Genomic DNA, 20,944 nt, shown 5'->3' on the forward strand with positions numbered 1-20,944 from the left:
TCCGCTGAAAGTAAAAGTGAAGGGGGAGGGACTTGAAGCCTCCCATGCCTATAAATGACTATACTTTTACCAGCTATTAGGGATAATTTGGTGAAAAAACGGTTGCTAATTTTGGGGGGGACGGGGGATGCTGCTGAACTGGCGGTAAGAGCGTCTCAAATTGCTGATATAGAGGTGGTTTCTTCGCTAGCAGGACGCACTCAACAGCCTTTTACCCCAAAAACGGGTACGGTGCGAATTGGGGGGTTTGGTGGGGCGGCTGGGCTGGCGGCGTTTTTGCTCGTTAGCGCAGCCCGCCCCTACGGGGGCTACGCCAACGGAGAGGATCGCCCGATCGACTTCTTAATCGATGCTACTCATCCGTTTGCGGCTCAGATTTCTGCTAATGCTGCTGTTGCTGCTGCTGAGTGTAATGTGCCCTTTTTGATGCTGGTGCGTCCAGCTTGGGAGAGGGTGGAGGGCGATCGCTGGATTGAAGTTGCGGGCTACTCGGAGGCTGCAAGGGCTTTATTAGGGCTGTCTCAGCGGGTGTTTCTGACGATTGGTAGGCAGGAATTGGCAGCTTTTGCTGGTTTGGATGCTATTTGGTTTTTGATGCGGGCGATCGATCCTCCGGCACTCAATTCTCCTATTCCTAATGGTAAATTGTTGTTAGCAAGGGGGCCTTTTTCTTTGGAAGATGAGCGCCAATTACTATTAGAATATCAGATTGATACTATTGTTAGTAAAAACAGCGGCGGCGGTGCTACTTATGCGAAAATTGTGGCGGCTAGGGAACTGGGAATTCCGGTGGTGATGGTGCAGCGGCCGCCGATTCCTGATGTTGAGCAGGTTGCTGATGTTGCAGGGGCGATCGCTTGGTTAGTTAAGCAGTTATGATATCAAATCCGTTAGCATCGGAATAGTAAATTCGAGTTCACTGTTGACGGTTGACCGTTCACTGTTCACGGCGTCAACCGTCAGCATCATTCCGGTGTTACCGGAAATGATATTAGTAGGGTTTCAAACATCGGCCAGGTTATGTTTTTGAGTAATAGTTGATTTCCTGGCTGGATGATTATTTGTTTCAGTTCTAGCTGCATTTTTTGACTGTTTTAATAGGATTTGAAATATAAAATAATTTAAGTTAATAGATTTTAGCAATTCAGAACTTATGCGGAATTGCTGTTAGAGATTAAAATTAAATTTATTGAAAGCTATTAGGGGCACCCAGTTAGGGGATCATTTCCTTCAGCCGTTCTCATTCCTCCTAGGATAGTTTCCACAAATACGCACTGCTTTGTACCGCCACCAGATACAGAAACTGTGGCAACAAATCGAGGAACATTTGGATTTACTGATGTATCTAACGGAAGTCCATTTACGTTTCCCAGGTAATCAAAAGTGATTGAGGGTGCATTATGACTAAGTGCAATGGTGCCGGGTGGAATTTCGCCTCCACCATCTAACGTCTGCGTACTACCACCCGTGGCTAGTGGCGGGTTAAACGTAATTGTAGGTGGATAGACAGATGGGGCAGAAAATGTAACTGTGACACTGCTCTTAGTTCGCTTTGCTTCGCTTTGTGCAAGTCGTAATGATTGGAAAACTCGATCGTTCACTGTGCGAACTCTTTGTCTGTTGATGAATGCCAGCCAGCTTGGAGCGGCGATCGAGCTGAATATACCTATGAGCAACGCTATCACCAACACTTCTAGAAGGGTGAATCCTCCATCGCCTTTTCTGGATGCAGTTTTGTGGAAATTAGGGCTGGGCTTGGCAGCCGAGTTATGCAAAAGTTTTAATAATATTGGTGGGGTTTTCATGGTAATCTCCTATTGTTTATCAGCGGGCGGCGATTGGGGAAGGTGTTTCATGCCTAAGTTACTTTCCTAACGCACCTAAACCTTGTACTTGCACGGTTGCTGTTGGGAAATATGCCGCTTTCTTGGTGTCATAATCAGCATCAGTTTGAATGCGGCGGAGGCTATTTCCTCTGATAGTTACTCGGGCTAAGTTTCGAGCATTATCAACACAAGCGTAAAAACTATTTGTATTTGTACTTGGGTCTGTTACTTTTAGAGTCCCTTCTGGAACATCTGTCGCTGCCGCTAACCCTATTTTAGTTTGGGGAGTGCCGAGAGCCTTTTGACACTCCGCCACATCAAGTTGCTTGGGGCTGTGGTCGATGTAATTAACCAGAACTTCGGAATTTACAACAGGCGTTCCCCCTGTAATAAGTGTCACGTCTTTTGTAGGGTCGCTAAAATCAAAAGCTGCATTAAAAGCTTCATCTTTATGAGAGCTTTTGGGAGTATCCGCTTTTGCGTAGTAAGGGAAATCAGGATCTGTCGGCGGCGCGTAAGGGTTTTGCACTCCATCCTTAATTTCATAGCGTTCAATACGGGTAGGACAAGTGCCTCCTGAAGGCTGACACCAAATAGAATTAGAAGCAGTGTCTGTAATCTGGTAGTAGGCAACTAACGATCGTACATAGGTGTCGTTACATTCAATTGTTCCCCCAGTTTGGCCTGGAACCTTGCAGTCACTGGGCTTTAAGCCAGCACTCAGAGGAACAGCATTTTTAATCTGCTGTCGCTTCCAGAATACTAGAATTGGAGTACCAGTAGTATTTTGAGGAGGAGCAGGAAGTTTAGCTTTGATATCAACGATTTCTTTGCCGTTGTAAATATAAATAGCTTGACTTAAATCTTGGGCGATGAAATCTACGGCGGCTTGAATGTCTTGCTCGGTATTTGACTTGACTTGTTCCCTCCTGTCGGTATTCAGCATATCCACTACAAAACCGAGCATCGGAGTAATGATTAAAAACGCCATAATTGCTCCGACTAATAGCTCGACCAGAGTCATGCCCTTTTCTGTTTGAGCTGACCCAGAGCGGTTTCGCGGGTGCTGAGTTTTTAGAAGCAACCTGAGTAAAGTTTTCATTTTGACTTTTTCCTTTGTCAAATGGGGGAGCGATTTTAATTTGATCGAAGTTCCTGCGAGTGTTATTAACAGCCCCCGGTTCGAGTACAAATGGATCGATAGGATGAAGCCCCGCCTTCTGGGGCAGGAGGAATTTCTGTATTCATTACTACCAAGGGTGCGTTGGGATTTCCAAGTCCAGCTCCAACTATAGATTGACCTATAGGTGTCAAAGTGCCAGTAGCATCGGCTCTGTAAACCCGCACAGTCAAACCGTAGCCCGCTTTTTTCGCCTGTAGATTATCAGCACTTACAGATTGCCGCACACCCTGAACACGAAAATCTTTGTTGCCAGTACAACCAGGATTTTCATCCAAGTCAACGCAGTACAGATTGTTAACAGATTGAGGAGCAGCAGGAATGGCAGGAGGAACAGCAGCATCTGCGGCGGGAAACTCCCCATCTGTCGGTTTAATCGCCCCGGTTCTGAGAGCGTCGATGTAAGTTCTTCCCGCCTGCGTCGCCAGTTCCACTCGCCGCGCTTGTACGCGAGTCGCTACTGAGTAAGCCATCACAGGGGCGATCGCGATCATCAGCACCGAAACTACAATCATTGCTACCAACGACTCGATAATCGTGTAGCCGCCGTCTCGCGACTGAGATAAATTTTGCTGTTGTTTGTGCTTAGTCATAAGTAGAACTCCAGTAATTACGAGGCAGAAATTTAGGCCGGAGGAGGACACACACTTGGTTTGAAAGGAGCATCCACAGCGTCGGTGCCCGGGCTGGCGGCTGCAACTTCAGCACACATCAAAGTTTGTACCCACTTGTCATCGCGACCTACTTCCCGGAAATACTCATCCGGCTCAGTCTTTCTCGGAGGAGTAGTAAATCTTTGGGTAAACAAGTCAGGTGGCTGAGATAGCAAGCCTACATCGAAACCCCAATCCCGTTTTGGTGGGATGAAATAGGGAAAGCGACCTCCGCCATCACTTCTATAGGCTGTTGCGGGAGCTGTGTAAGCAGTCACTCCTGAACCTGTCGTTGGTCGCTCAAACAAACTTTTTAGTTTAGTAGGCGCCGCAGCGCCCATCGAAGGAGCATTCGGTGGCAGAATTGGCAGATAAGGACTCGTGCTGTAGGCGCTGCGACTTAGTTGAACGAAAGAACCCTTGATGTCGGTTGGAGTATCCGTACCGTTGTTTTGCCAGCTTTCGATAAAGCGGGGCAAATTTTGCAGACCCCCGTTGGTGTCACCGGTATTAGGGTCAAGAGCTCGGGAAGGAATGTCCCTCGCTCCTACGATCATATGGAAACTGGTCGCTGTAGCTCTCGGCAGCCACCCAGTTTGTTTCACTAGCGTATTAACTACGGGTGGACCAGCAGAGGCTGCCGCGGCTCCCACGGTTTGAAGCTGTAAGACTGGCATCAGCAGCGGCTGGAAGGTGGCAGTTGTTGATAAAGGTGGCAGAGGTTTACCATTCCAGTCGGTCACATTTCTGTTGACCACAAACGGTAATGGAGCGTTACCGTAATTTACAGAAGTACCACCTGCTGTTGCTGTTGTCGCGAACCACAGAGAATTATCTTTTGGTTCCCCAGGACCAACAATGATGCTCCGGCTTGCATTTATACCGTAAGGCTGTGGAGTTGCCCCCCCACTCAAATTATTACTGCCGCCAGTAGCTCTGGGGAAAGCAACACGGCGGGGAAACCGCTGTAATGCTGCAATCGGAGGGTCAACAGTTGTTCCGGCTTGGAACACATTTGGACGGTTAGTGCCGTAAGCCGGCGTAGCAGCAAATGCCTCTGCTGCTGTTTTTACCGTGTCGCCAGCCACCGGAATTGGATTGACTACCCAATCCTTGGGGTCTGTGCCACATTCAGAAACCGGCAGTTTTATGCAAGTTTCCATCAAATACTCTGGGAACTTTCCGCGCCTTTGGACGGGGGTGACAAAGTTGTTGAAGTAAGAACTATTCAGCCGGGGACTGAGATAGTCATTATCTATGAGTGCTGTACCCGTACCAGAGAACAATTTGCCGTCACTTAAGAATGCTCCGCTAGTGAGACCGTTAGTAACAAAATTGTTGTGATAAAAACCTTGTTGTCTCCGAGGTAATACAGCAGCAGCGCCCGCATTATTTCTGAGGTCAAAATCCCCTTCGTTGCGGAAGCCAAAGCGGTAGTCTCCTGAAAGCAGAGTAACAGCATCTGCTAGTACCGTTGCGGGACGCCAATTATCACCAGTGTCACAATCCTTAAGTCTGGGGTCGCCTGCGCGACAAGCAAAATTAGGATTGAGAATGCCACGACTACCGTAAAAATTACTCCAAGTGTCTGTTAAAGCTGTCGCGAACTCTTGTTGACTGTGTTTGTTAAATTCTCCTTTGATATAAACTGGCAAATTTGATACCAAAGTCAGACCTTTTTCCCTAACCACATCTGCCACAGTAGTTGGTCTTACCGGGCCTGCTGCGTCGCGGAATAGCGATTCACCGTTGATGAGTAAAATTCCGTTGGGCTTGCGGGTGGGGTCGAGCAGAGAATCTGTGGGACTGACTAATTTATCCCTATTTTCATCAGCACTTCGAGCACTGCGATCAGGGAGCGCGTCATCCCGACTGGCATAAATAACCCCGCTGTTTGGCAGTAAATACTCTTTTGCCGGCGCTGGCCCGTTAGTTCCAGTAAATTGTTGCTGCCGCAGAGCCTTTATATTCAACTGAGTTGCTCGAACTTCTAGGGGCTGCCGTTCTTCGATCGGCTGGTTGTAATTCCCTGTCAATATTGCAGCGGGGGCAGTAGGTGGAGTAGTCGTAGGCCAGGGACTGCTCAGCGTAAACTCTTCATTTACCGCAGTGGTGGTATTGTCAGCGTCTACCGCCTTGATTTCTCTAGCATTCAAAAAGGCTACTTCCTGAATAGCCCCAGCAGGAATTGCAGTGCTAGCAGTAGGCGTCTTCAAAATATTCAAAGCGCAAGCAGTAGAGTCGATCGCTGCTAAATCTGCTAAATTGCGATCGCCTTCAGCTTTTAGCAGCGCCTCTCTCAAAGGCTTGTTGGCAAACCTACCGTCAGGGAAGACGTAGTTGGCTTGCGCGGTATAAATTGGGTCGCCACCTGTCAATAAACCGTTAGTCATTGGGAGAGGTCCCGCAAGATTTGGTCGTCCTGGGAAGTTGTAAACTATGCCGTTGTGAGAGCCGATTTTTGTATTTGCAGGGCGGGTTGTTGCTGGAAGATTTTTATCTCCGCTGACATCAGCCAGTGGAGTTATATTTCTCGCTGTCAGTGCGGTACTGGGGTCGTAGTAACTGCTGACGCAGGCAAATGGGGTTTGTTGAGGAGTGTCACCTTGCTTGTAGCCGCTGTTTGCATAGTGATAAACTGCCGATGCCCGCATCCGCAAATCGCCTTTAGCAAACTTGAGCGTGTTGGGGTCAATGGCGGACGAAGTTCCTGCCGGTAGCCCATTACCATTTTCGTCTGCGACTACTTCTGGCCCACTAGGAGGCATCGTCGCTGTTCGCCAGTTAATCCAATTTCCTGCAACATTGTCATATACTTTCGATCCAGGTCCCAGTGGTGACATCGGCATGGAGTCCGGCCACACGACGGGGTATTGCTCTACAACACCCCCAGTTGCTGGGTCGTCGTAAGTAGTGGTGACACCCGGGGTCGTACCGACAGATACTGGTCCTCTCCTTGGAGGACTTCCAGCGGGATCTCGAAGATCGAGCCATTGAGGAGGGGGAAGAAAAGAAGTTGTGCGATCGTAAACTCCTGCACTGGTAATTATCCGCAAACCACCTATACCGTCAAGGGGAGTTGCAGGTATTTGGGCTGATGTTTTTTCCCAAAAACCGTCACGGTCTGTCGCGCCCACGTCTGCGAGCGTAGTCACCTGGGAAGATCGTGTGCGGGCAGTACCGTCATCTGTCCAGTTTCCTAATGTTTGCGATGCGCTGACAAATTGGTTTTTGGTGTCGTCCCAAAGTAGGGCAGGCAAGTTGTTACCCGCCACTACTCGATCGCCGATGTATGTTTCTTCTACGGGTGGAGGCTCAGGGTTTTTTGCTTCTAGTTGGTCGGCTTTGAGACTTAATTGGGATATGCTCTGTGGATCTGCCCATGCAAGTTTAGGTCGTAAACCCGGCCCCCCTGAATCAACCAAGTTATTAGTCTGGCCTTGAGTTCCGTCCTCGCCAAATTTCACTTCACTAAACGGAACTTTCCGAGTCCTCTGCTTAAAATATTCTTCCAGCGCTTGTTCCCGTGTTTGTCCGGGAGAGCCTGCGACATCTAGTTGGGCGTTTTGGACTGAAATTGGATCGGTCAGAGGATCGGTTTCATTCCCGACGGGTCCGATGCGTTCCCTTACTAAAGCCGCAATGCGAGCGGTGTAAGCTTGGTTGTTATAGATTACTTGTAAAGAGGTATTGCTTGTAGATTGATTTGTGGTGGTAATTGTTAGGTCTGTTTTTGGATAGTCTGGATTATCACCTTTTTTGAACAGGTGTACTGGCACTGCTTTTTGGAGATCGGTAGTTCCCGAGTGACCGTTGACGACATTACCACCCACAATTATTTGGCTGTTTTCTTTTTCGTAGAAACAGGAATCTTTGCTGCTAACTTGATATAAATCTAATTGCGTTCCTGTCTCCCTCGTAACTGTTACGAGCAGATTACTATTTGTCATCATCCGCCCGTTGAGCCTTAAGGATGGACCGGGAGATATTTCCAAATCATCTTCATACACAACCGCATTATTGCTAAGGGGAATGCGGCTTTGGTCTTGCTGGTATTCTAGAGCTGAAACGCTGCGAGTGCCTTTGAATCCCGGCATCGGCACATTGACTGTGTAAACAAAAAAACTTTTTTTGAGCCTGCCATCTATTTTGTACCAACCCGAGTCTCCCACCAAACTAGCGCTAGTACCAGCGGCCGCCTCGCACCCTTTTTTGAGCGAGCCTCTCGACATTGGAGGTGTTCTTGCTTCTAACGGCTTTCTCGGCCTTGTGAAATCGCCGTTAGCGTCACGCGGTGGAGAGCGAAAGAATATGCCGTAGATTGTATAAGTATCGTCCACGCCGTCTTTATCCGTATCGACGCGATATCTCCAAGCAGTGTTTATCTGTTCATCTTTTTCGGCATCGGGGAGCTTCGCAGGGTCAAGGGCAGCGACTCCATTTTGTCCGTCGAGATCATACTTAAGTCTCAGTCGCTCTTCACCGCCGAATGTATAAAGATCCGGACCAGAAGCAGACGACATAATCCGGTACATTTCATTATCGGATGGAGTCGCCGTCGGTCTTTGCGGGTCTTCGTACAACAGGAAATTTATTTTCGCTTTGGCCCGATCGAGCGCGGGAGTCGCGGCCGCCAGCACCTGCTGGTTCACGCGCACGTTACGCGCCGTATTAGCCCTATCGAACGATCGCAGCGTAATCGCCACAGTCAACAATATCACTACCAGCAACACCATCGTCACCGTCGGCAGCACAAACCCCGCCACCGGCAGTCTCGCCCTCCGGCCCATAGCCATCAGGGTTTGCAGCATTGCTCTCATCAGCCGCTTGGCCCCGGATCTGGTAACACCAGCAATCCGCCGCAGCAGGGATACGATAACTTTGGATAATTTGCTCTTAAACATTGACGCCTTCCTGAATAATTTCAGAGATGGTATTGCTGGTAGTTACTGCTCGACAGTACAATCCCATCTTTATTGTTCCCATTTTGTGCAACTTGCATATCAGCCTCTTGCACAAATTTAAATCTGTACCTTGGCTGAAAAATAAAACCCACAAACCCCTAACCAAAATCGCCGCCGATAATATATTTTTCAGCGAAAGATTTGCCCCCCACGAATTAGATATTCCTAACTCCACTCTAATCTAGTTAAATTGAAATGTCAGTGGTCAGAGCCAGAGTGAATTCGATCGCCCAAAAACACGGATCGCGATCGTATCCGATGTATTTCCCAGCCCTTTTCTGGCCGGCTTTGTTGATGTGTTCGCCTTGCTAGCGCTTTCAACCACCGGAATCTACAATCACGATCTGCCCATCGAGTGGTTATGCCTGTCAGCGCGATCGAATCTAAATTGGGCGATGAATTGCCGTAATGCCCCCAAGTGCGATCGAATTGCCGTAATACCCCCAAGTGCGATCGAATTGCCGTAATCCCCCCAAGTGCGATCGAATTGCCGTAATACCCCCAAGTGCGATCGAATTGCCGTAATACCCCCAAGTGCGATCGAATTGCCGTCATGCCCCCAAGTGCGATCGAATTGCCGTAATCCCCCCAAGTGCGATCGAATTTTCGTCTTGCGCCCCAGCCCGCCGGGGGTTAAAAACCCCCGTCTCATAGCTAAAGTCCTCTTAAGAGGACTAATCAAATATTAAGATATAGATATAGCCTTTCTAAGTAATACCAATTTTTTATGAGGTTGCATAGAATCCGATCCCCCCTAGCCAAGAGGGCGGGCACGGGGAGTAGGGGTCGCACCGCCCCTACAAGGGGGGGACAAGATACTTCTCAAAGTCAACCCCTACTCCCCTTATTAAGGGGGATGCGAGGGGGATCGAGATATGTGCAACTTCACATTAAATTGGTATAACATGAGGTGCACGCTTGATAAGCTGCCTCCGTGGCCTCCGTGGGCATACCTCACCAAGATTGAGAACTGCTATATATAAATACATCTTCAGTCCTTTTCAAAGGACTTGCGCTATGAGACGGGGGTTTTAACCCCCGGCGGACTATAGGTACAAATGCCAAATCCGAAACACTGTCAGTACAACTGCAAAATATAAAACCTACAACCCATGAAACAAACTCCCAAACCCCCAGACTTCATCATTATCGGCGCCCAAAAAGGCGGAACAACATCGCTTTACGCCTATCTCACCGAACATCCCCAAATAGCCCATGCCACCCAAAAAGAAGTACATTATTTTGACTTAAACTTCGACAAAAGCCCAGACTGGTACTATGCCCAATTTCCCCTGCCCAAACACAGCCCCAAAAAAATCACCGGAGAAGCCAGTCCTTACTACATATTTCACCCCCACGTTCCCCAGCGAATTCATGATTTATGTCCGAAAGTTAAAATCATCGCCCTGCTGAGAAACCCAGTCGATCGCGCTATTTCCCACTACTATCATTATATCAGAATAAAATACGAAACACTCTCATTAGAAGACGCGATCACCGCCGAGTCCGAAAGACTCAAAGGCGAAATGGAAAAACTCCTAGCCAACCCCAAATACTATAGTTACGAACACCAACACCACAGCTATCTAGCCCGCGGCATTTACGCCGATCAACTCCCAGCCTGGATGAAACTTTTTCCCAAATCACAAATTTCAATCATCAAAAGCGAAGACTTGTATAGCAACCCAGCAAAAATCCTCAACACCGTCCTCGAATTTTTAGACTTACCCCCCCACCAACTAAAAACCTACGGAAAGCTCAACTCCAACGAATATCCGCCCATCAGCGAGACAGTATACGAGCAATTGAGAGCATATTTTCGATCGCACAACCAAAGACTAGCCGAATTGTGCGATCGAGACTTCGGCTGGGATTAATCAATATATCTCCCTTGCATCAAAGTATCGTTCCCCTCCCCTCGGAAAGCTCCCTCTTGTCCCCCCCTTATTAAGGGGGGTTAGGGGGGATCGAAACCAAGGTATAAACGAGAAATACATGAGGACTTTAAATACTAATCCCCCTTAATAAGAGGCGTTAGGGGCGATCGAAACGAAGCTATAAACGAGACATATTCTTGATTAAGGGGCGAAAAGAGCGATCGAACTCCACCTTACTACTTAGCCCCTCGATCCCCCCTAGCCCCCCTTAACAAGGGGGGGAAAAGATTCCGATCAAACTCAACCCCTACTCCCCTTAAGAAGGGGTACTTAGGGGGATCGAGATATGTGCAACTTCACATTAAATTGGTATAAAAACCTTTTTTGTGCCAGTTGCGCTCAGGACTAAAATATTAAGCAGCCGCCGTAGCATTTGCTTCCAGAGGCTCGATTTCCTCCGGCGTAGCGTGACGGCGCGGATCATTAAAGCTGCGTGCCGCTAGCCAGTTAGAATTTTGCGCCGCCTCGCAACCAATCACGTAAAGCGAAGATTCGTTAAAAGCAGCCCAGAGAGCATCACAAGCCTCTTTATCCATCAGTGAATCAGCGATCGGGCGATCGTGAATCAGAGCAAATAAATCAAACTCATTTCGTTTTGGATTCCACTGATATTGCAAAGTAGGAGCATAACCCATTTCGATCAATTGTGCGATCGCGCGATCGGGCGTATATCCGTCCAAATGCACCCGATTGAGATAGATAGACACTTGGACATACTCATCTCTGGCAGGTAGCAGTCGGTAGTTCGAGTTAGTCATCATTATTGGTCTCCGTGCAGTAATAATAAGAACGGCCTGCAATATCGGGGCGTTTTTCAGCCTTCATTTTATGCTGAGCACATCGTCGCTTAGCATAAAGGTCTTTTTCAATTTCAGTCTCGCCAGGGGCATAAAAAGGACGGTGAGGAAGCAGTTCGGCTTCTAAATCCTCCCAAGATTTCTCTGGGTTGTCTGAATCTCTCAGCATTTGTCCCTCGCGGTTTGTTCGAGGATGCCGTTTATTCGATATAGTCGATCGATCATCAGTCTGTTTCCTCTGTTTTGGCGATCGTCTTGACGCGCTGGGGCTTTGGCTCTAAAACGGCTTCGTTTTCCTGTAACCAAGTTTCGATGTACTCCAACAGAACCTCATTCATGCTGAGGCTACGCATGGCGCAAGATGCTTTGAACTTGGCTCTTGTCTCTTCAGGTAGATAGATTTTTACGGACACAGTTTTACTTGTAGTCAAAGTTTCCATATCGCTATATCGATTTGTCTATGTGTCTAGCCTGACACACAGGCGCGCGATCGGATAGGGTCGTTTGTCGATATAAGGACTTATCGCTTTGTCCCTATATTGATATAATAACAGACATAGCCAAAAAAACGACAACCGCGCCGAGTTAAACGGCATTGCCGTTTCCATAAATTTTGCAAAAAAAATGCTTGACATTCCTACCAGTCTGTGATAGCTTATCGAATAGTATTGTGTTTAATCCACAAATCGCAGCACTTCAGCTATGTTCACAGCCAAGTTCACAGCCAACAGCTATTTTTATTTTTGGTACAGCCAAGTTCGCCCGGAGTGAATTTGCAATTCACTGTGAACATCCGGGCGAACCGCAGATTAACACCTGCGGTTTTGTTTTTTCTACTTCTTTACCCAACAACCAATCGAGTACAAGCGAAAACAGCAATGACATTATTCAGTAACTGGTACAACAGCTTTTATTTTTGGCCCAACCAAAGTTCTGGGTAAATTGTCGCGCTGTCTTTTCGCACCAACCCGGAACTCCTAAAAGTTCCGGGTTTTTTGTTGTCAACCACCCACTTAAATTTCCAGGAAAATACCCTCATGTTAGAAGCCAAACTCGTAACCAAATCTCATCCCGAACACCAGACAATCGTCAAACTCTCAGAAACAGTCTCAGTCGGTGGCCAAGAATTATTAATCATCGGCGGCCCCTGTACCGTCGAAAGTTCCGCACAAATGGAAACAGTCGCCCGCCAACTCTCCGCCGCCTCCGTGCAAGCTTTGCGAGGCGGAGTCTACAAACCCCGCACATCTCCCTATGCTTTCCAAGGCATGGGAATTGAGGGACTCGAAATTTTAGCCGATGTCAGCCGGCGTTACGGTTTACCCGTAGTGACAGAGGTAATGTCGATCGCCCAAATCGAGCCAGTTGTCACCTATGCTGATATGCTGCAACTAGGTAGTCGGAATATGCAAAACTTCGAGTTACTAAAGGCGATCGGTCAAGCCGGAAAACCAGTCCTGCTAAAACGCGGCTTGTCAGCCACAATCGAAGAATTTGTGATGGCCGCCGAATACATTCTCAGTCACGGAAATCCTCAAGTAGTTCTCTGCGAAAGAGGCATCCGCAGCTTCGACAATTACACCCGGAATGTATTAGATTTAGGTGCAGTCGTAGCACTGAAACAGTTAACTCATTTGCCAGTAATTGTAGACCCTTCTCACGCCGTCGGCAAGCGAGAATTAGTCGCACCACTAGCCAAAGCAGCGGTTGCTTGCGGTGCAGACGGATTAATTATTGAGTGTCACCCGCAACCGGAAAAATCGGTTTCTGACGCGCGGCAAGCTCTTTCTTTGCCAGATATGGTAGATTTAGTTGCGAGTTTGCGGCCTGTAGCCGCCGCCGTTGGCCGCTGCATACCCGATATTAATGTGCATTCACAGGTATTAAGTTTGAAGTGATATTAGTGGGAAATAATCTATAACTTTTAACGTCAAACTCTACAGTCGGTTTTAACCGAGATATTGCACCATTCTCAGCAACAGGCAAGATGCCTGTTCCACAATAAAATTTATCTTTTGTGGAACCATTGTCAGCAACAGGCAAGATGCCTGTTCCACAATAAAATTTATCTTTTGTGGAACCATTGTCAGCAACAGGCAAGATGCCTGTTCCACAATAAAATTTATCTTTTGTGGAACAGGCATCTTGCCTGTTCATAAAAGGTTAATTGAGAATGGTGCAACATATCAGTTTTAACCGAATTGAGCTTTGAGGCAGGGGTTTAAACCCCTGCCGAAATCGGCGAAAGCGCGTGTTTCACGAATTTAGATTAAAATAAAAAATAATACTGTCATCTACGAAAATTTGCTTAATTATGGCAATACTACTTAACGTTCCCTCGATCGTCTGCTCCGGCTGCGCTGATACAATTACCAAAGCCATCAAAACTGTTGACTCCGAAGCTACTGTCAATGTGGATGTCGCAGCTAAGACTGTTACAGTAGAAGCTCAAGCTTCTGAAGAGTCAATTTCACAGGCGGTTGTTGCTACGGGCCACACCGTCCAAGATTGATATTGAGTTTGGTGAGGGCGGGTTTACGAGATTATTGGTCTTAAACCGAAATTATTGGTAAAAGCCGCCCCTACAGAATTTTAAATTGATTACCAATGCCCTGTTTGGCCGATGCCCAATGCCCTGTTTGGCCGATGCCCAATGCCCTGTTTGGCCAATGCCCAATGCCCTGTTTGGCCAATGCCCAAAAGCTTATTCTGCTTCGTCTAAGTGTTCGGCCACGGCTTGGTAAAGTTCCAAAACGTGGCGATCGAGTAAACTATAAAAAACTTGTCTCCCAACCTTGCGGTAACTGACCAACCGCATAGCCCGCAATGCCCGCAACTGGTGCGATACTGCTGACTCGCTCATACTCAACGCCGCAGCCAAATCACACACGCACAGTTCTTGTTTTGCCAAAACCGACAGTAGCCGCAGGCGATTCGCATCTCCCAAAAGACTGAAAAACTCAGCCATCCGCTGCGCTTTTGCGGTGTTGAGAACCTGTGTTTGGATGTCCCCGGCCCGCAAACTGTCAACTAAGTGCGGGCGATCGCACATTGGTGTATCGTTTTGTTCGTGAGACTGACTTATCGCTCCGTTAACAGCAGAGTTGGGTGACATCTTTTCCCGGCTAGTTTTAATTCTCATTTTCATTTTAGTGCGATCGGCAAACCTTTTGTAACAAAACTTTTACATTCCCTTGACTTATATCTGAATATGTGTTCATATATAAGTATAGACAAACAACCCCACCAGGAGAAGCTCAAATGACTACCGCCACCCAAACAAAATGTGCCTGCCCTTCATGTTCGTGCGTTGTCAGCCCCAGCGAAGCCATTGAAAAAGACGGCAAAACATACTGTTCCAGTGCTTGCGCTGACGGACACCCCAACGGCCAAGGCTGCGGCCATACAGGCTGCGAGTGCAACAAATAAATATTCGGCTTCAGAAAAGGTTAATCACCCACTGCCAAATATCTCTAAAGGGAGATGCGAACCGCGCATTTCCCAATTTTTTTGCTTTTAGGTTAAAGAAAAGTTAAAATAAAGCTAACTTAAGGTTAAGACTGCATTAATAGACTAAATACAGAGCGAAAAAGCACAATTGCTACTTACGCAATACAATAGAAGCAAGTTAGCGCCGCGATACTGAATACAAATAGTGCTATTAACAGCAGAGACCGAACCAAAAGTTGAATACCAAAAGTTAAATTAGGAGGGGGCAATGAAAGAGCGGGAAGATTTTTTACATCCTCGCAATCGCTACTACGGTGATTTCACGCCAGAAAACTTGGCGTTTAATGCCAACTTGCAGGAGTTTGCTCAAAAAATAACTTATATTTGCTCGCTGGAAACAGGGGGGAAAATTAGTGCTGAGAAAGCCTATAAAGATATTAAAATGCTTTGGAAAGACCTAAAATCCTCTAAGAAGCAATTGGGAATTGGCCAAAAACCCCCCAGTACCGAGGAGCAAAATTCACCTTAAAGTCATCGCAGCCAACGCAGCGTTTGCAATCGAAAACCCCTGCGATTGCAAACGCAGCGTTTTGCTGCGTACCCAGCAAAGGTAAGGCAATACGCTTGGGTTAAAACTATTTATTCCGGGCGAGATCCCCCTCGCATCCCCCTTAAGAAGGGGAGTAGGGGTTGACTTTGAGTAAGTTCTTGTCCCCCCCTTTTTAAGGGGGGTTAGGGGGGATCGAGCTTAACTGAACCGTATTGAAATGCAAAGTCCTTGCTAGGCGAACTTTAGAAAATTTTATGGTTTGGGAGTTGGTGCAGTTTCTCCTGCAAAGGAACTACAATTGCCGCCGAGGCCAGAAATAATCGCGCAAGTATTAGTTTTCAGCATTCCCTGATAAGTATCAGCACCGGTGCCGGGGCCGCCCAACTCGTCGCTGTAAAGTTCCTTGTCCCAAATTTTGACATTTGCCTCCCTCGCCACAGTCTCCATCAACTTCGGATTAGTTGTAGTTTCGGCAAAAATGGTCGGCACTCCTGCGGTCTTAATTTCTGAGGATAATTCGGCAATTCTTGCTGCGGTGGGCTGTTCCTCTGTCGTCACACCCTGTAAAGCTCCAGCCATCTCCAAACCGTAAGCATCGGCATAGTAACTCAGAGCATCGTGAGTGGTTACTAACTTGCGTTTTTCGGCTGGAATTGTCGCAATTTGAGCTTTGATCCAAGTATCTACTTTTTGCAACTCATCTGTTAAGCTGGCTGCATTTTTTGTATAAAGTTGAGCATTGGTGGGAGAAACTTTGATCAATTGGTCGCGAATTGTTTCTACCATACGGATGCCATTTTGAGGGTTATGCCAAACGTGAGGGTCAGGGACTTTTTCGCCTTCTGCATGAGATTTGTTTTCCCCTTTCTCTTCGCCGTGTTCGTGCTCGTGTTCGCCCATCAGCGGTTTGGGAACAGCGAGTTCGTGTACGGCGATTTTGGGTGCGGAATTACTGCTAGATTCAATTAACTTAATGATGCTGGGTTCGTGGTTGTAGCCGCCGTATAAAATCAGATTTGCGGTTTCAATCGCTTTGCGGTCTTCCGGCTTGGTTTGATAGGCGTGGGGGTCGTCTCCCGGTTTAATTAGACAGGTGGTGTCGATCGAACTTTGAGCGATTTCTCTAGTTAGGTTGCAGATAACGCCAGTCGTGGCGACGACTTTGGGCAAGTTGGCGGCGGGACTGGCTTGAGTTTGAGTCGCGGCCGGACTCTCTGACACCGGATTGGTTGCGTTCTGCCCTCCACTGCACCCAACCAGCCCGCAGGCAATGGCCAAAACAGTGGCACCGCAAAATCTGCGGGTTTTTCCAGGCAAGTTCTTTAACATTTTCACCTTTGGAACGATAATCATTATTGCTTTTTCGAGTTATCCTATTGTAGTAGCTACGAACAAGAATCGTTCTCAAAATCTCTAATTATGCTAGAAGTGCAAGACTTGGCTGTCAATTATCGCGGAATTGCGGCCCTCAACAGCGTGAATTTCCAGTTAGATCCCGGACAATTAACCGGTGTGTTCGGCCCCAACGGCGCGGGGAAAAGCACGATGGTGAAAGCGATGCTGGGATTGATCCCGGCTTGTCGGGGTTTGGTGAAATATCAGGGGCGGCTGCTGAAGGAACAGTTGTCGCGGGTGGCTTATGTGCCGCAGCGATCGCAAATTGACTGGGATTATCCGATTACGGTGTGGAATGCGGTGATGATGGCGCGAACTGTCCAGACTGGTTGGTTTCGCAGCCCCTCGAAGCAGTCGCAAGAATTGGTGACAACTGCTTTGCTGCGGGTGGGAATGTGGGATTTGCGCGATCGGCAAATTGGCGAACTGTCTGGCGGACAGCAGCAGCGGATTTTCTTAGCAAGGTCGATCGCCCAACAAGCCGATTTATTCTTCTTCGACGAACCTTTTAATGCGATCGACAAAGCAACCGAAGAAATTATTTTCGATATTTTTGCCGAACTCAAATCAGAAAATAAAACATTGCTAGTAATCAGCCACGATTTAGGCGAAACTTTAAAACAGTACGACAATTTATTATTGCTAAATAAGCAGTTAATTGCAACTGGTACCTGCCGAGAAGTTCTCACCGCAGCCAATATTCAAAAAGCCTATGGATACGATTTAAGTTTAGTTTCAGCGTAAGCAAAAAAAGATTTATCTTTAAAATTGATTGTGGCACGGGCGTCCCGCCTGTGCAGTTGATTGTGGCACGGGCGTCCCGCCTGTGCAGTTGATTGATCTTTAAAGTTGATGGTGGCACGGGCGTCCCGCCTGTGCAGTTGATTGATCTTTAAAGTTGATTGTGGCACGGGCGTCCCGCCTGTGCAATTGATTGATCTTTAAAGTTGATTGTGGCACGGGCGTCCCGCCTGTGCAATTGATTGTAGTTGAAAAAATCCTATTATTGACCTAATTCAATGTTAAACCTACTAATTGAGCCACTACAATTCGAGTTCATGCGAAATGCGATCGCCGTCGGCATTTTGCTAGGCATTCTCTGCGCCGTTGTCGGCTCCTACTTAATTGTACAGCAAATGGGAATGATGGTTGACATGATAGCCCATTCAGTATTAGCAGGATTGCCGGTGGCTTTTTCTTTAGGTTTCAATATTTCGATCGGCGCGTTTATATCGGGAATTATCAGCGCGGTAATAATGACCTGGATACAATCGCAATCGCGCCTAAAAATTGATGCAGTTATGGCATTAATTTTGTCTACATTTTTAGCAATTAGCATCACGCTAATTAGCTTATTGCGGACAACTAAATTAGATTTAGACGGGTTTCTGTTCGGGAATATCTTGTCAGTTGCACCTGCAGACGTGCAGCAGACTTTTGTGATAACTTTGATAATTTTGGCGACGGTTAAAATCTTTTACAAAGAACTGCTATTCTATACTTTTGACCCCCTGGGAGCGCAAGCGTGCGGTTTACCTGTAAACTGGATTTATTTGGGGATGATTTCGGCGATTACGCTGACGATTGTTGCGAGTTTGCAAACTGTAGGGGCGCTGTTAGTAATTTCGCTATTAATCGGGCCGGGAATAACGGCGTATTTGTTGGTAAAAGAGCTACATTTAATGATGGGATTGGGAGCAATTCTTGGGATTACAGCTAGCGTGAGTGGTATGTATCTCAGCTATTATTTGAATATGCCATCGGGGGCGGCAATTGTATTAGTTGTTTTTGGGTTATTTTTAGTAGCTTTGCTGTTCAGTCCCAGTCAAGGGATTTTGACACGAAAGAGAGGATAACACTCCTGGAGGCACACACTCTATTTGTTGTGGGTTTTTTATGCTTGCTTACCCAAAAAGTTCCCCGTAGGGACACAGCATTGCCCAAGGAGTGTCAACTTAAGATATAACCCATAGTCCGGCAAGTCCGGCAGGGGTTGAAACCCCTGCCTCAAAGCTAAAGTCCTCTTAAGAGGACTGAAAAAAAGAATTTTCAACTCATTAGTCCTCTTCAGAGGACTTTAGCTATTAGACAGGGAATTCATTCCCTGGCGGACTGACGGGCTGACTGGCGGACTTTCGGTTTAAGTTGACACCTATGGGCATTGCCATTTCCCTACAATGGCTACATATAGAGATGCTACGCCCATTACAGCTTACTTAGCTTGACAATAAGCTTCGTAAACACCGTCAAGCAGTAAATTGATAGCGAAAGTTGCTTTCTCGGTGGCTAACAGCGCTTCCTGTTTTGCTTCTTCTGTTTGGCAAAGCTCTAACAGCGCTTCGCGGGTGGCTTCCGAGTGGAACTCGTCGGCTTTTTCGTGAACTTTAAAGAAAGACAAAGCAGCTTCGGAATCGATGCCGTAAAATTCCTTCAAACCAGCGATTTTGGTTGTAGAAACTTCGGGAATTTGCGCTTCGTAAGCGTAAAGGGCTGCTAAACCTTTGACGGGCGATTCGCTGCGCGCTAAGTCTTTGAGAATACGAACAGATTCGCTAGTTTTTTCTAAGTGCTCGTGATCGATAACTGCATTTCTGTCTAAACCCAAACCTTCGGCAAAGCGCAGCCACAGTTCAGGGTGATTAGCAGCGCCTCTCTCTTCTTCTATCAGGTTTTCGAGGAGCATTTGACGAATTTTGATGTCGTCACAGGCGGCGTGCGTAGCGCTGACGTAGGTGGGGAAGTTGTGGACTTGCAGATAGTATTCTTTGGCGTACTCTTGCAGCATTGCGAGGTCGAGTTTACCTTCGTTCCACATTTGGTAAAACGGGTGTTTCAGCAGGTGGTTTTGGTCAAGAATCGTGTTGAGTTGTTCGAGAAATTGCTGTTGGGTCATAATTGTCGATCGCCTTTGAGGATAGTGCAGCCACTAAAATGGTATTGTAATTTAGCATTTTGTCAAGACCAAGTTTTTAATTTTTATGTTTTGGTCAAACTGGTGCGTCCGTTATGCCAACTTAGCACCGCCCGAAGCCTTTGCCGCGCATAGACTTTGACCAAACCAGCAATTCACCTCCACAGCCGCCGGCCGCGAGAAATTGACCATCGGGATGCCATGCGAGACAGGAAAAACCGCCCTCTGCACCTTCTAGAATTTGCAGCAATTGTTCTGCTTCGTACCACAAACAAACTTGACCGTCTGCGGCTGCGGAAGCTAATAAAAATGTGGTAGGTTGAAAGGCGATCGCATTTACCACATTTTCATGCACTTCTAACGCCCAACCTTCCCAACCGACTCTTTCATCAGCGTCTCTTTCCCAGACAGAAATGCCTTGAGAACTCGAAGCAGCTAACAAAGGTGCACCCAAAGAATTAGTTTTATCCGACCAAGCTAACTCCCGGACTTTCCCCGGAAAACCCTGCATTACCCACGGTTCAAAATTACCCCATTCATTAACAATTAGAGTATTGTCCATATTGCCGCAAGCTAAATATTGCCCTGACGGCGACCAAGAAATTGCACCTGTCGCGGAGGGTACTGATAAAATTTCCGGGTCTTCGTCCCAGTCTTCGCCATGCCAAACTTTCACACCTTGATAGCCGCTAACTGCCAGATATTGAACCATAGGATGCCATGCTAAATCGAGAATAGATGATGACTCGAAATTCAGCGTTACTTCAACAACATTATCCTCAACATTCCATACTTGAACGTAGCGGCCCATACTGAAAGCTAACTGGTTGCAATTGGGACTCCAACCTAACTTGTCAACCCAGACGCGGTGGTTATCCAAATCAGCAATTAATTCCCCAGAATTAACGCGCCAAATTCGCACTTTTCCATCTTGTCCGCCAGCAGCTAGGAATTGACTGTCGCGGGAAAAAGACAAGCAATCGGCTGATTTACCCGTAGCAGTTTGTAGCGTTTGCAAGGAAAATTCATTCATTGCCCCTACTTTCGCCAGCATCACTTCGCCCGCAGCGGAACAGACTGCTAAAGTTTTGCCATCCGGCGACCAAGTAACAGCAGTTACGTAGTCAGACAGCATTGCTTGGGCATGAAATTGCAGGGTTAGTTCACTTTTATTGGTCTTTTTGTTACCCATATTTATTGAATCAGAGATGTTGCACTATTCTTAAGAACGGGCAAGATGCCCGTTCCACAAAAGATGAATTTTCATCTTGTGGAACAGGC

General features: G+C 47.2%; 22 protein-coding genes. 9 read left to right on the top strand and 13 right to left on the bottom strand.

All coding sequences use genetic code 11. The features are described from left to right. The first annotated feature begins 54 nt into the window (after window positions 1-54). A complete protein-coding gene (locus tag QUB24_RS28030; RefSeq protein WP_333156867.1) occupies window positions 55-879 on the top strand; it encodes a cobalt-precorrin-6A reductase in 825 nt (274 codons plus the stop codon). 320 nt (window positions 880-1,199) lie between these two features. Here the strand turns inward: QUB24_RS28030 and QUB24_RS28035 are convergent, their stop codons facing one another. From QUB24_RS28035 to QUB24_RS28055, 5 genes are all read right to left on the bottom strand, one after another. Further along, a complete protein-coding gene (locus tag QUB24_RS28035) occupies window positions 1,200-1,805 on the bottom strand; it encodes a GspH/FimT family pseudopilin (protein WP_333156868.1) in 606 nt (201 codons plus the stop codon). Window positions 1,806-1,863: 58 nt separating this feature from the next. Then, on the bottom strand, window positions 1,864-2,928 hold the full coding sequence (hpsC, locus tag QUB24_RS28040) for a hormogonium polysaccharide secretion pseudopilin HpsC (RefSeq protein WP_333156870.1): 1,065 nt from the start codon (window positions 2,926-2,928) through the stop codon (window positions 1,864-1,866). A gap of 65 nt (window positions 2,929-2,993) precedes the next feature. Further along, the gene (hpsB, locus tag QUB24_RS28045) at window positions 2,994-3,599 is read right to left on the bottom strand and encodes a hormogonium polysaccharide secretion pseudopilin HpsB (RefSeq protein ID WP_333156871.1); all 606 of its coding nucleotides are present in this window, start codon (window positions 3,597-3,599) and stop codon (window positions 2,994-2,996) included. Between the two features lie 32 nt (window positions 3,600-3,631). After that, a complete protein-coding gene (gene hpsA, locus QUB24_RS28050; protein ID WP_333156872.1) occupies window positions 3,632-8,563 on the bottom strand; it encodes a hormogonium polysaccharide biosynthesis protein HpsA in 4,932 nt (1,643 codons plus the stop codon). Between the two features lie 397 nt (window positions 8,564-8,960). Further along, window positions 8,961-9,275 (bottom strand): hypothetical protein, encoded by a 315-nt coding sequence (locus QUB24_RS28055; protein ID WP_333156873.1) that lies wholly within the window; start codon window positions 9,273-9,275, stop codon window positions 8,961-8,963. Between the two features lie 460 nt (window positions 9,276-9,735). Between QUB24_RS28055 and QUB24_RS28060 the strand changes: the two genes are divergently transcribed. Further along, on the top strand, window positions 9,736-10,500 hold the full coding sequence (locus QUB24_RS28060; RefSeq protein ID WP_333156874.1) for a sulfotransferase domain-containing protein: 765 nt from the start codon (window positions 9,736-9,738) through the stop codon (window positions 10,498-10,500). A 413-nt stretch (window positions 10,501-10,913) separates the two neighbouring features. On the opposite strand, the gene QUB24_RS28065 is transcribed toward QUB24_RS28060, so the two are convergent. The 3 genes from QUB24_RS28065 to QUB24_RS28075 are packed head-to-tail and all read right to left on the bottom strand — an operon-like array spanning window position 10,914 to window position 11,797. Continuing rightward, a complete protein-coding gene (locus QUB24_RS28065; RefSeq protein WP_333156875.1) occupies window positions 10,914-11,321 on the bottom strand; it encodes a hypothetical protein in 408 nt (135 codons plus the stop codon). Further along, the gene (locus QUB24_RS28070; protein ID WP_190739384.1) at window positions 11,311-11,526 is read right to left on the bottom strand and encodes a hypothetical protein; all 216 of its coding nucleotides are present in this window, start codon (window positions 11,524-11,526) and stop codon (window positions 11,311-11,313) included. The genes QUB24_RS28065 and QUB24_RS28070 overlap by 11 nt, the downstream gene beginning before the upstream one ends. Before the next feature lie 55 nt (window positions 11,527-11,581). Continuing rightward, complete coding sequence (locus tag QUB24_RS28075) at window positions 11,582-11,797, bottom strand: plasmid partition protein ParG (protein WP_333156877.1); 216 nt, start codon at window positions 11,795-11,797, stop codon at window positions 11,582-11,584. A 230-nt stretch (window positions 11,798-12,027) separates the two neighbouring features. Here QUB24_RS28075 and QUB24_RS28080 point away from each other — a divergent pair, with 230 nt between their 5' ends. Both QUB24_RS28080 and aroF read left to right on the top strand, forming a co-directional pair. Continuing rightward, window positions 12,028-12,252 carry a hypothetical protein gene (locus QUB24_RS28080; protein ID WP_333156878.1) on the top strand — a complete coding sequence of 75 codons (225 nt, stop codon included), beginning with the start codon at window positions 12,028-12,030 and terminating at the stop codon, window positions 12,250-12,252. Between the two features lie 142 nt (window positions 12,253-12,394). Then, window positions 12,395-13,255 (top strand): 3-deoxy-7-phosphoheptulonate synthase, encoded by an 861-nt coding sequence (aroF, locus tag QUB24_RS28085; protein WP_333156880.1) that lies wholly within the window; start codon window positions 12,395-12,397, stop codon window positions 13,253-13,255. 51 nt (window positions 13,256-13,306) lie between these two features. Here aroF and QUB24_RS28090 read toward each other — a convergent pair whose 3' ends face one another. Beyond that, window positions 13,307-13,501, bottom strand: a complete 195-nt coding sequence (locus QUB24_RS28090; protein WP_333156881.1) for a hypothetical protein — start codon at window positions 13,499-13,501, stop codon at window positions 13,307-13,309. Between the two features lie 170 nt (window positions 13,502-13,671). Between QUB24_RS28090 and QUB24_RS28095 the strand changes: the two genes are divergently transcribed. Continuing rightward, complete coding sequence (locus tag QUB24_RS28095) at window positions 13,672-13,869, top strand: heavy-metal-associated domain-containing protein (RefSeq protein WP_333156882.1); 198 nt, start codon at window positions 13,672-13,674, stop codon at window positions 13,867-13,869. Between the two features lie 192 nt (window positions 13,870-14,061). Here QUB24_RS28095 and QUB24_RS28100 read toward each other — a convergent pair whose 3' ends face one another. Next, the gene (locus QUB24_RS28100; protein WP_333156902.1) at window positions 14,062-14,472 is read right to left on the bottom strand and encodes a metalloregulator ArsR/SmtB family transcription factor; all 411 of its coding nucleotides are present in this window, start codon (window positions 14,470-14,472) and stop codon (window positions 14,062-14,064) included. A gap of 146 nt (window positions 14,473-14,618) precedes the next feature. Between QUB24_RS28100 and QUB24_RS28105 the strand changes: the two genes are divergently transcribed. Together QUB24_RS28105 and QUB24_RS28110 are read left to right on the top strand one after the other, a co-directional pair. Beyond that, window positions 14,619-14,786 carry a metallothionein gene (locus tag QUB24_RS28105; protein WP_333055965.1) on the top strand — a complete coding sequence of 56 codons (168 nt, stop codon included), beginning with the start codon at window positions 14,619-14,621 and terminating at the stop codon, window positions 14,784-14,786. 289 nt (window positions 14,787-15,075) lie between these two features. Then, on the top strand, window positions 15,076-15,336 hold the full coding sequence (locus tag QUB24_RS28110) for a DUF7219 family protein (protein WP_006631574.1): 261 nt from the start codon (window positions 15,076-15,078) through the stop codon (window positions 15,334-15,336). Between the two features lie 273 nt (window positions 15,337-15,609). On the opposite strand, the gene QUB24_RS28115 is transcribed toward QUB24_RS28110, so the two are convergent. Then, window positions 15,610-16,710: a metal ABC transporter solute-binding protein, Zn/Mn family gene (locus QUB24_RS28115; RefSeq protein ID WP_333156884.1), complete on the bottom strand. Its 1,101-nt coding sequence runs from the start codon at window positions 16,708-16,710 to the stop codon at window positions 15,610-15,612. Window positions 16,711-16,776: 66 nt separating this feature from the next. Between QUB24_RS28115 and QUB24_RS28120 the strand changes: the two genes are divergently transcribed. Both QUB24_RS28120 and QUB24_RS28125 read left to right on the top strand, forming a co-directional pair. Further along, complete coding sequence (locus QUB24_RS28120) at window positions 16,777-17,496, top strand: metal ABC transporter ATP-binding protein (RefSeq protein ID WP_333156885.1); 720 nt, start codon at window positions 16,777-16,779, stop codon at window positions 17,494-17,496. 275 nt (window positions 17,497-17,771) lie between these two features. Continuing rightward, complete coding sequence (locus tag QUB24_RS28125; RefSeq protein ID WP_333156886.1) at window positions 17,772-18,608, top strand: metal ABC transporter permease; 837 nt, start codon at window positions 17,772-17,774, stop codon at window positions 18,606-18,608. Window positions 18,609-18,964: 356 nt separating this feature from the next. On the opposite strand, the gene QUB24_RS28130 is transcribed toward QUB24_RS28125, so the two are convergent. Both QUB24_RS28130 and QUB24_RS28135 read right to left on the bottom strand, forming a co-directional pair. Continuing rightward, window positions 18,965-19,645: a CADD family putative folate metabolism protein gene (locus tag QUB24_RS28130; protein WP_333156887.1), complete on the bottom strand. Its 681-nt coding sequence runs from the start codon at window positions 19,643-19,645 to the stop codon at window positions 18,965-18,967. Between the two features lie 121 nt (window positions 19,646-19,766). After that, entirely contained in the window at window positions 19,767-20,855 is a 1,089-nt protein-coding gene (locus tag QUB24_RS28135) for a WD40 repeat domain-containing protein (RefSeq protein WP_333156888.1), read from the bottom strand. Window positions 20,856-20,944 lie beyond the last annotated feature (89 nt).

Origin of the sequence: Microcoleus sp. B9-D4, assembly GCF_036705105.1 — a bacterium.
Lineage (GTDB): Bacteria > Cyanobacteriota > Cyanobacteriia > Cyanobacteriales > Microcoleaceae > Microcoleus.

Coding starts and splice junctions, on each gene's coding strand:
- QUB24_RS28130 (WP_333156887.1), bottom strand. CDS start 19,645: ATGACCCAACAGCAATTTCTCGAACAACTCAACACGATTCTTGACCAA.
- hpsB (WP_333156871.1), bottom strand. CDS start 3,599: ATGACTAAGCACAAACAACAGCAAAATTTATCTCAGTCGCGAGACGGC.
- aroF (WP_333156880.1), top strand. CDS start 12,395: ATGTTAGAAGCCAAACTCGTAACCAAATCTCATCCCGAACACCAGACA.
- QUB24_RS28065 (WP_333156875.1), bottom strand. CDS start 11,321: ATGATGACTAACTCGAACTACCGACTGCTACCTGCCAGAGATGAGTAT.
- QUB24_RS28120 (WP_333156885.1), top strand. CDS start 16,777: ATGCTAGAAGTGCAAGACTTGGCTGTCAATTATCGCGGAATTGCGGCC.
- QUB24_RS28070 (WP_190739384.1), bottom strand. CDS start 11,526: ATGCTGAGAGATTCAGACAACCCAGAGAAATCTTGGGAGGATTTAGAA.
- QUB24_RS28095 (WP_333156882.1), top strand. CDS start 13,672: ATGGCAATACTACTTAACGTTCCCTCGATCGTCTGCTCCGGCTGCGCT.
- QUB24_RS28055 (WP_333156873.1), bottom strand. CDS start 9,275: ATGAGACGGGGGTTTTTAACCCCCGGCGGGCTGGGGCGCAAGACGAAA.
- QUB24_RS28090 (WP_333156881.1), bottom strand. CDS start 13,501: ATGCCTGTTCCACAAAAGATAAATTTTATTGTGGAACAGGCATCTTGC.
- QUB24_RS28060 (WP_333156874.1), top strand. CDS start 9,736: ATGAAACAAACTCCCAAACCCCCAGACTTCATCATTATCGGCGCCCAA.
- QUB24_RS28075 (WP_333156877.1), bottom strand. CDS start 11,797: ATGGAAACTTTGACTACAAGTAAAACTGTGTCCGTAAAAATCTATCTA.
- hpsA (WP_333156872.1), bottom strand. CDS start 8,563: ATGTTTAAGAGCAAATTATCCAAAGTTATCGTATCCCTGCTGCGGCGG.
- QUB24_RS28125 (WP_333156886.1), top strand. CDS start 17,772: ATGTTAAACCTACTAATTGAGCCACTACAATTCGAGTTCATGCGAAAT.
- QUB24_RS28030 (WP_333156867.1), top strand. CDS start 55: ATGACTATACTTTTACCAGCTATTAGGGATAATTTGGTGAAAAAACGG.
- QUB24_RS28135 (WP_333156888.1), bottom strand. CDS start 20,855: ATGGGTAACAAAAAGACCAATAAAAGTGAACTAACCCTGCAATTTCAT.
- QUB24_RS28110 (WP_006631574.1), top strand. CDS start 15,076: ATGAAAGAGCGGGAAGATTTTTTACATCCTCGCAATCGCTACTACGGT.
- QUB24_RS28035 (WP_333156868.1), bottom strand. CDS start 1,805: ATGAAAACCCCACCAATATTATTAAAACTTTTGCATAACTCGGCTGCC.
- QUB24_RS28105 (WP_333055965.1), top strand. CDS start 14,619: ATGACTACCGCCACCCAAACAAAATGTGCCTGCCCTTCATGTTCGTGC.
- hpsC (WP_333156870.1), bottom strand. CDS start 2,928: ATGAAAACTTTACTCAGGTTGCTTCTAAAAACTCAGCACCCGCGAAAC.
- QUB24_RS28100 (WP_333156902.1), bottom strand. CDS start 14,472: ATGTCACCCAACTCTGCTGTTAACGGAGCGATAAGTCAGTCTCACGAA.
- QUB24_RS28115 (WP_333156884.1), bottom strand. CDS start 16,710: ATGATTATCGTTCCAAAGGTGAAAATGTTAAAGAACTTGCCTGGAAAA.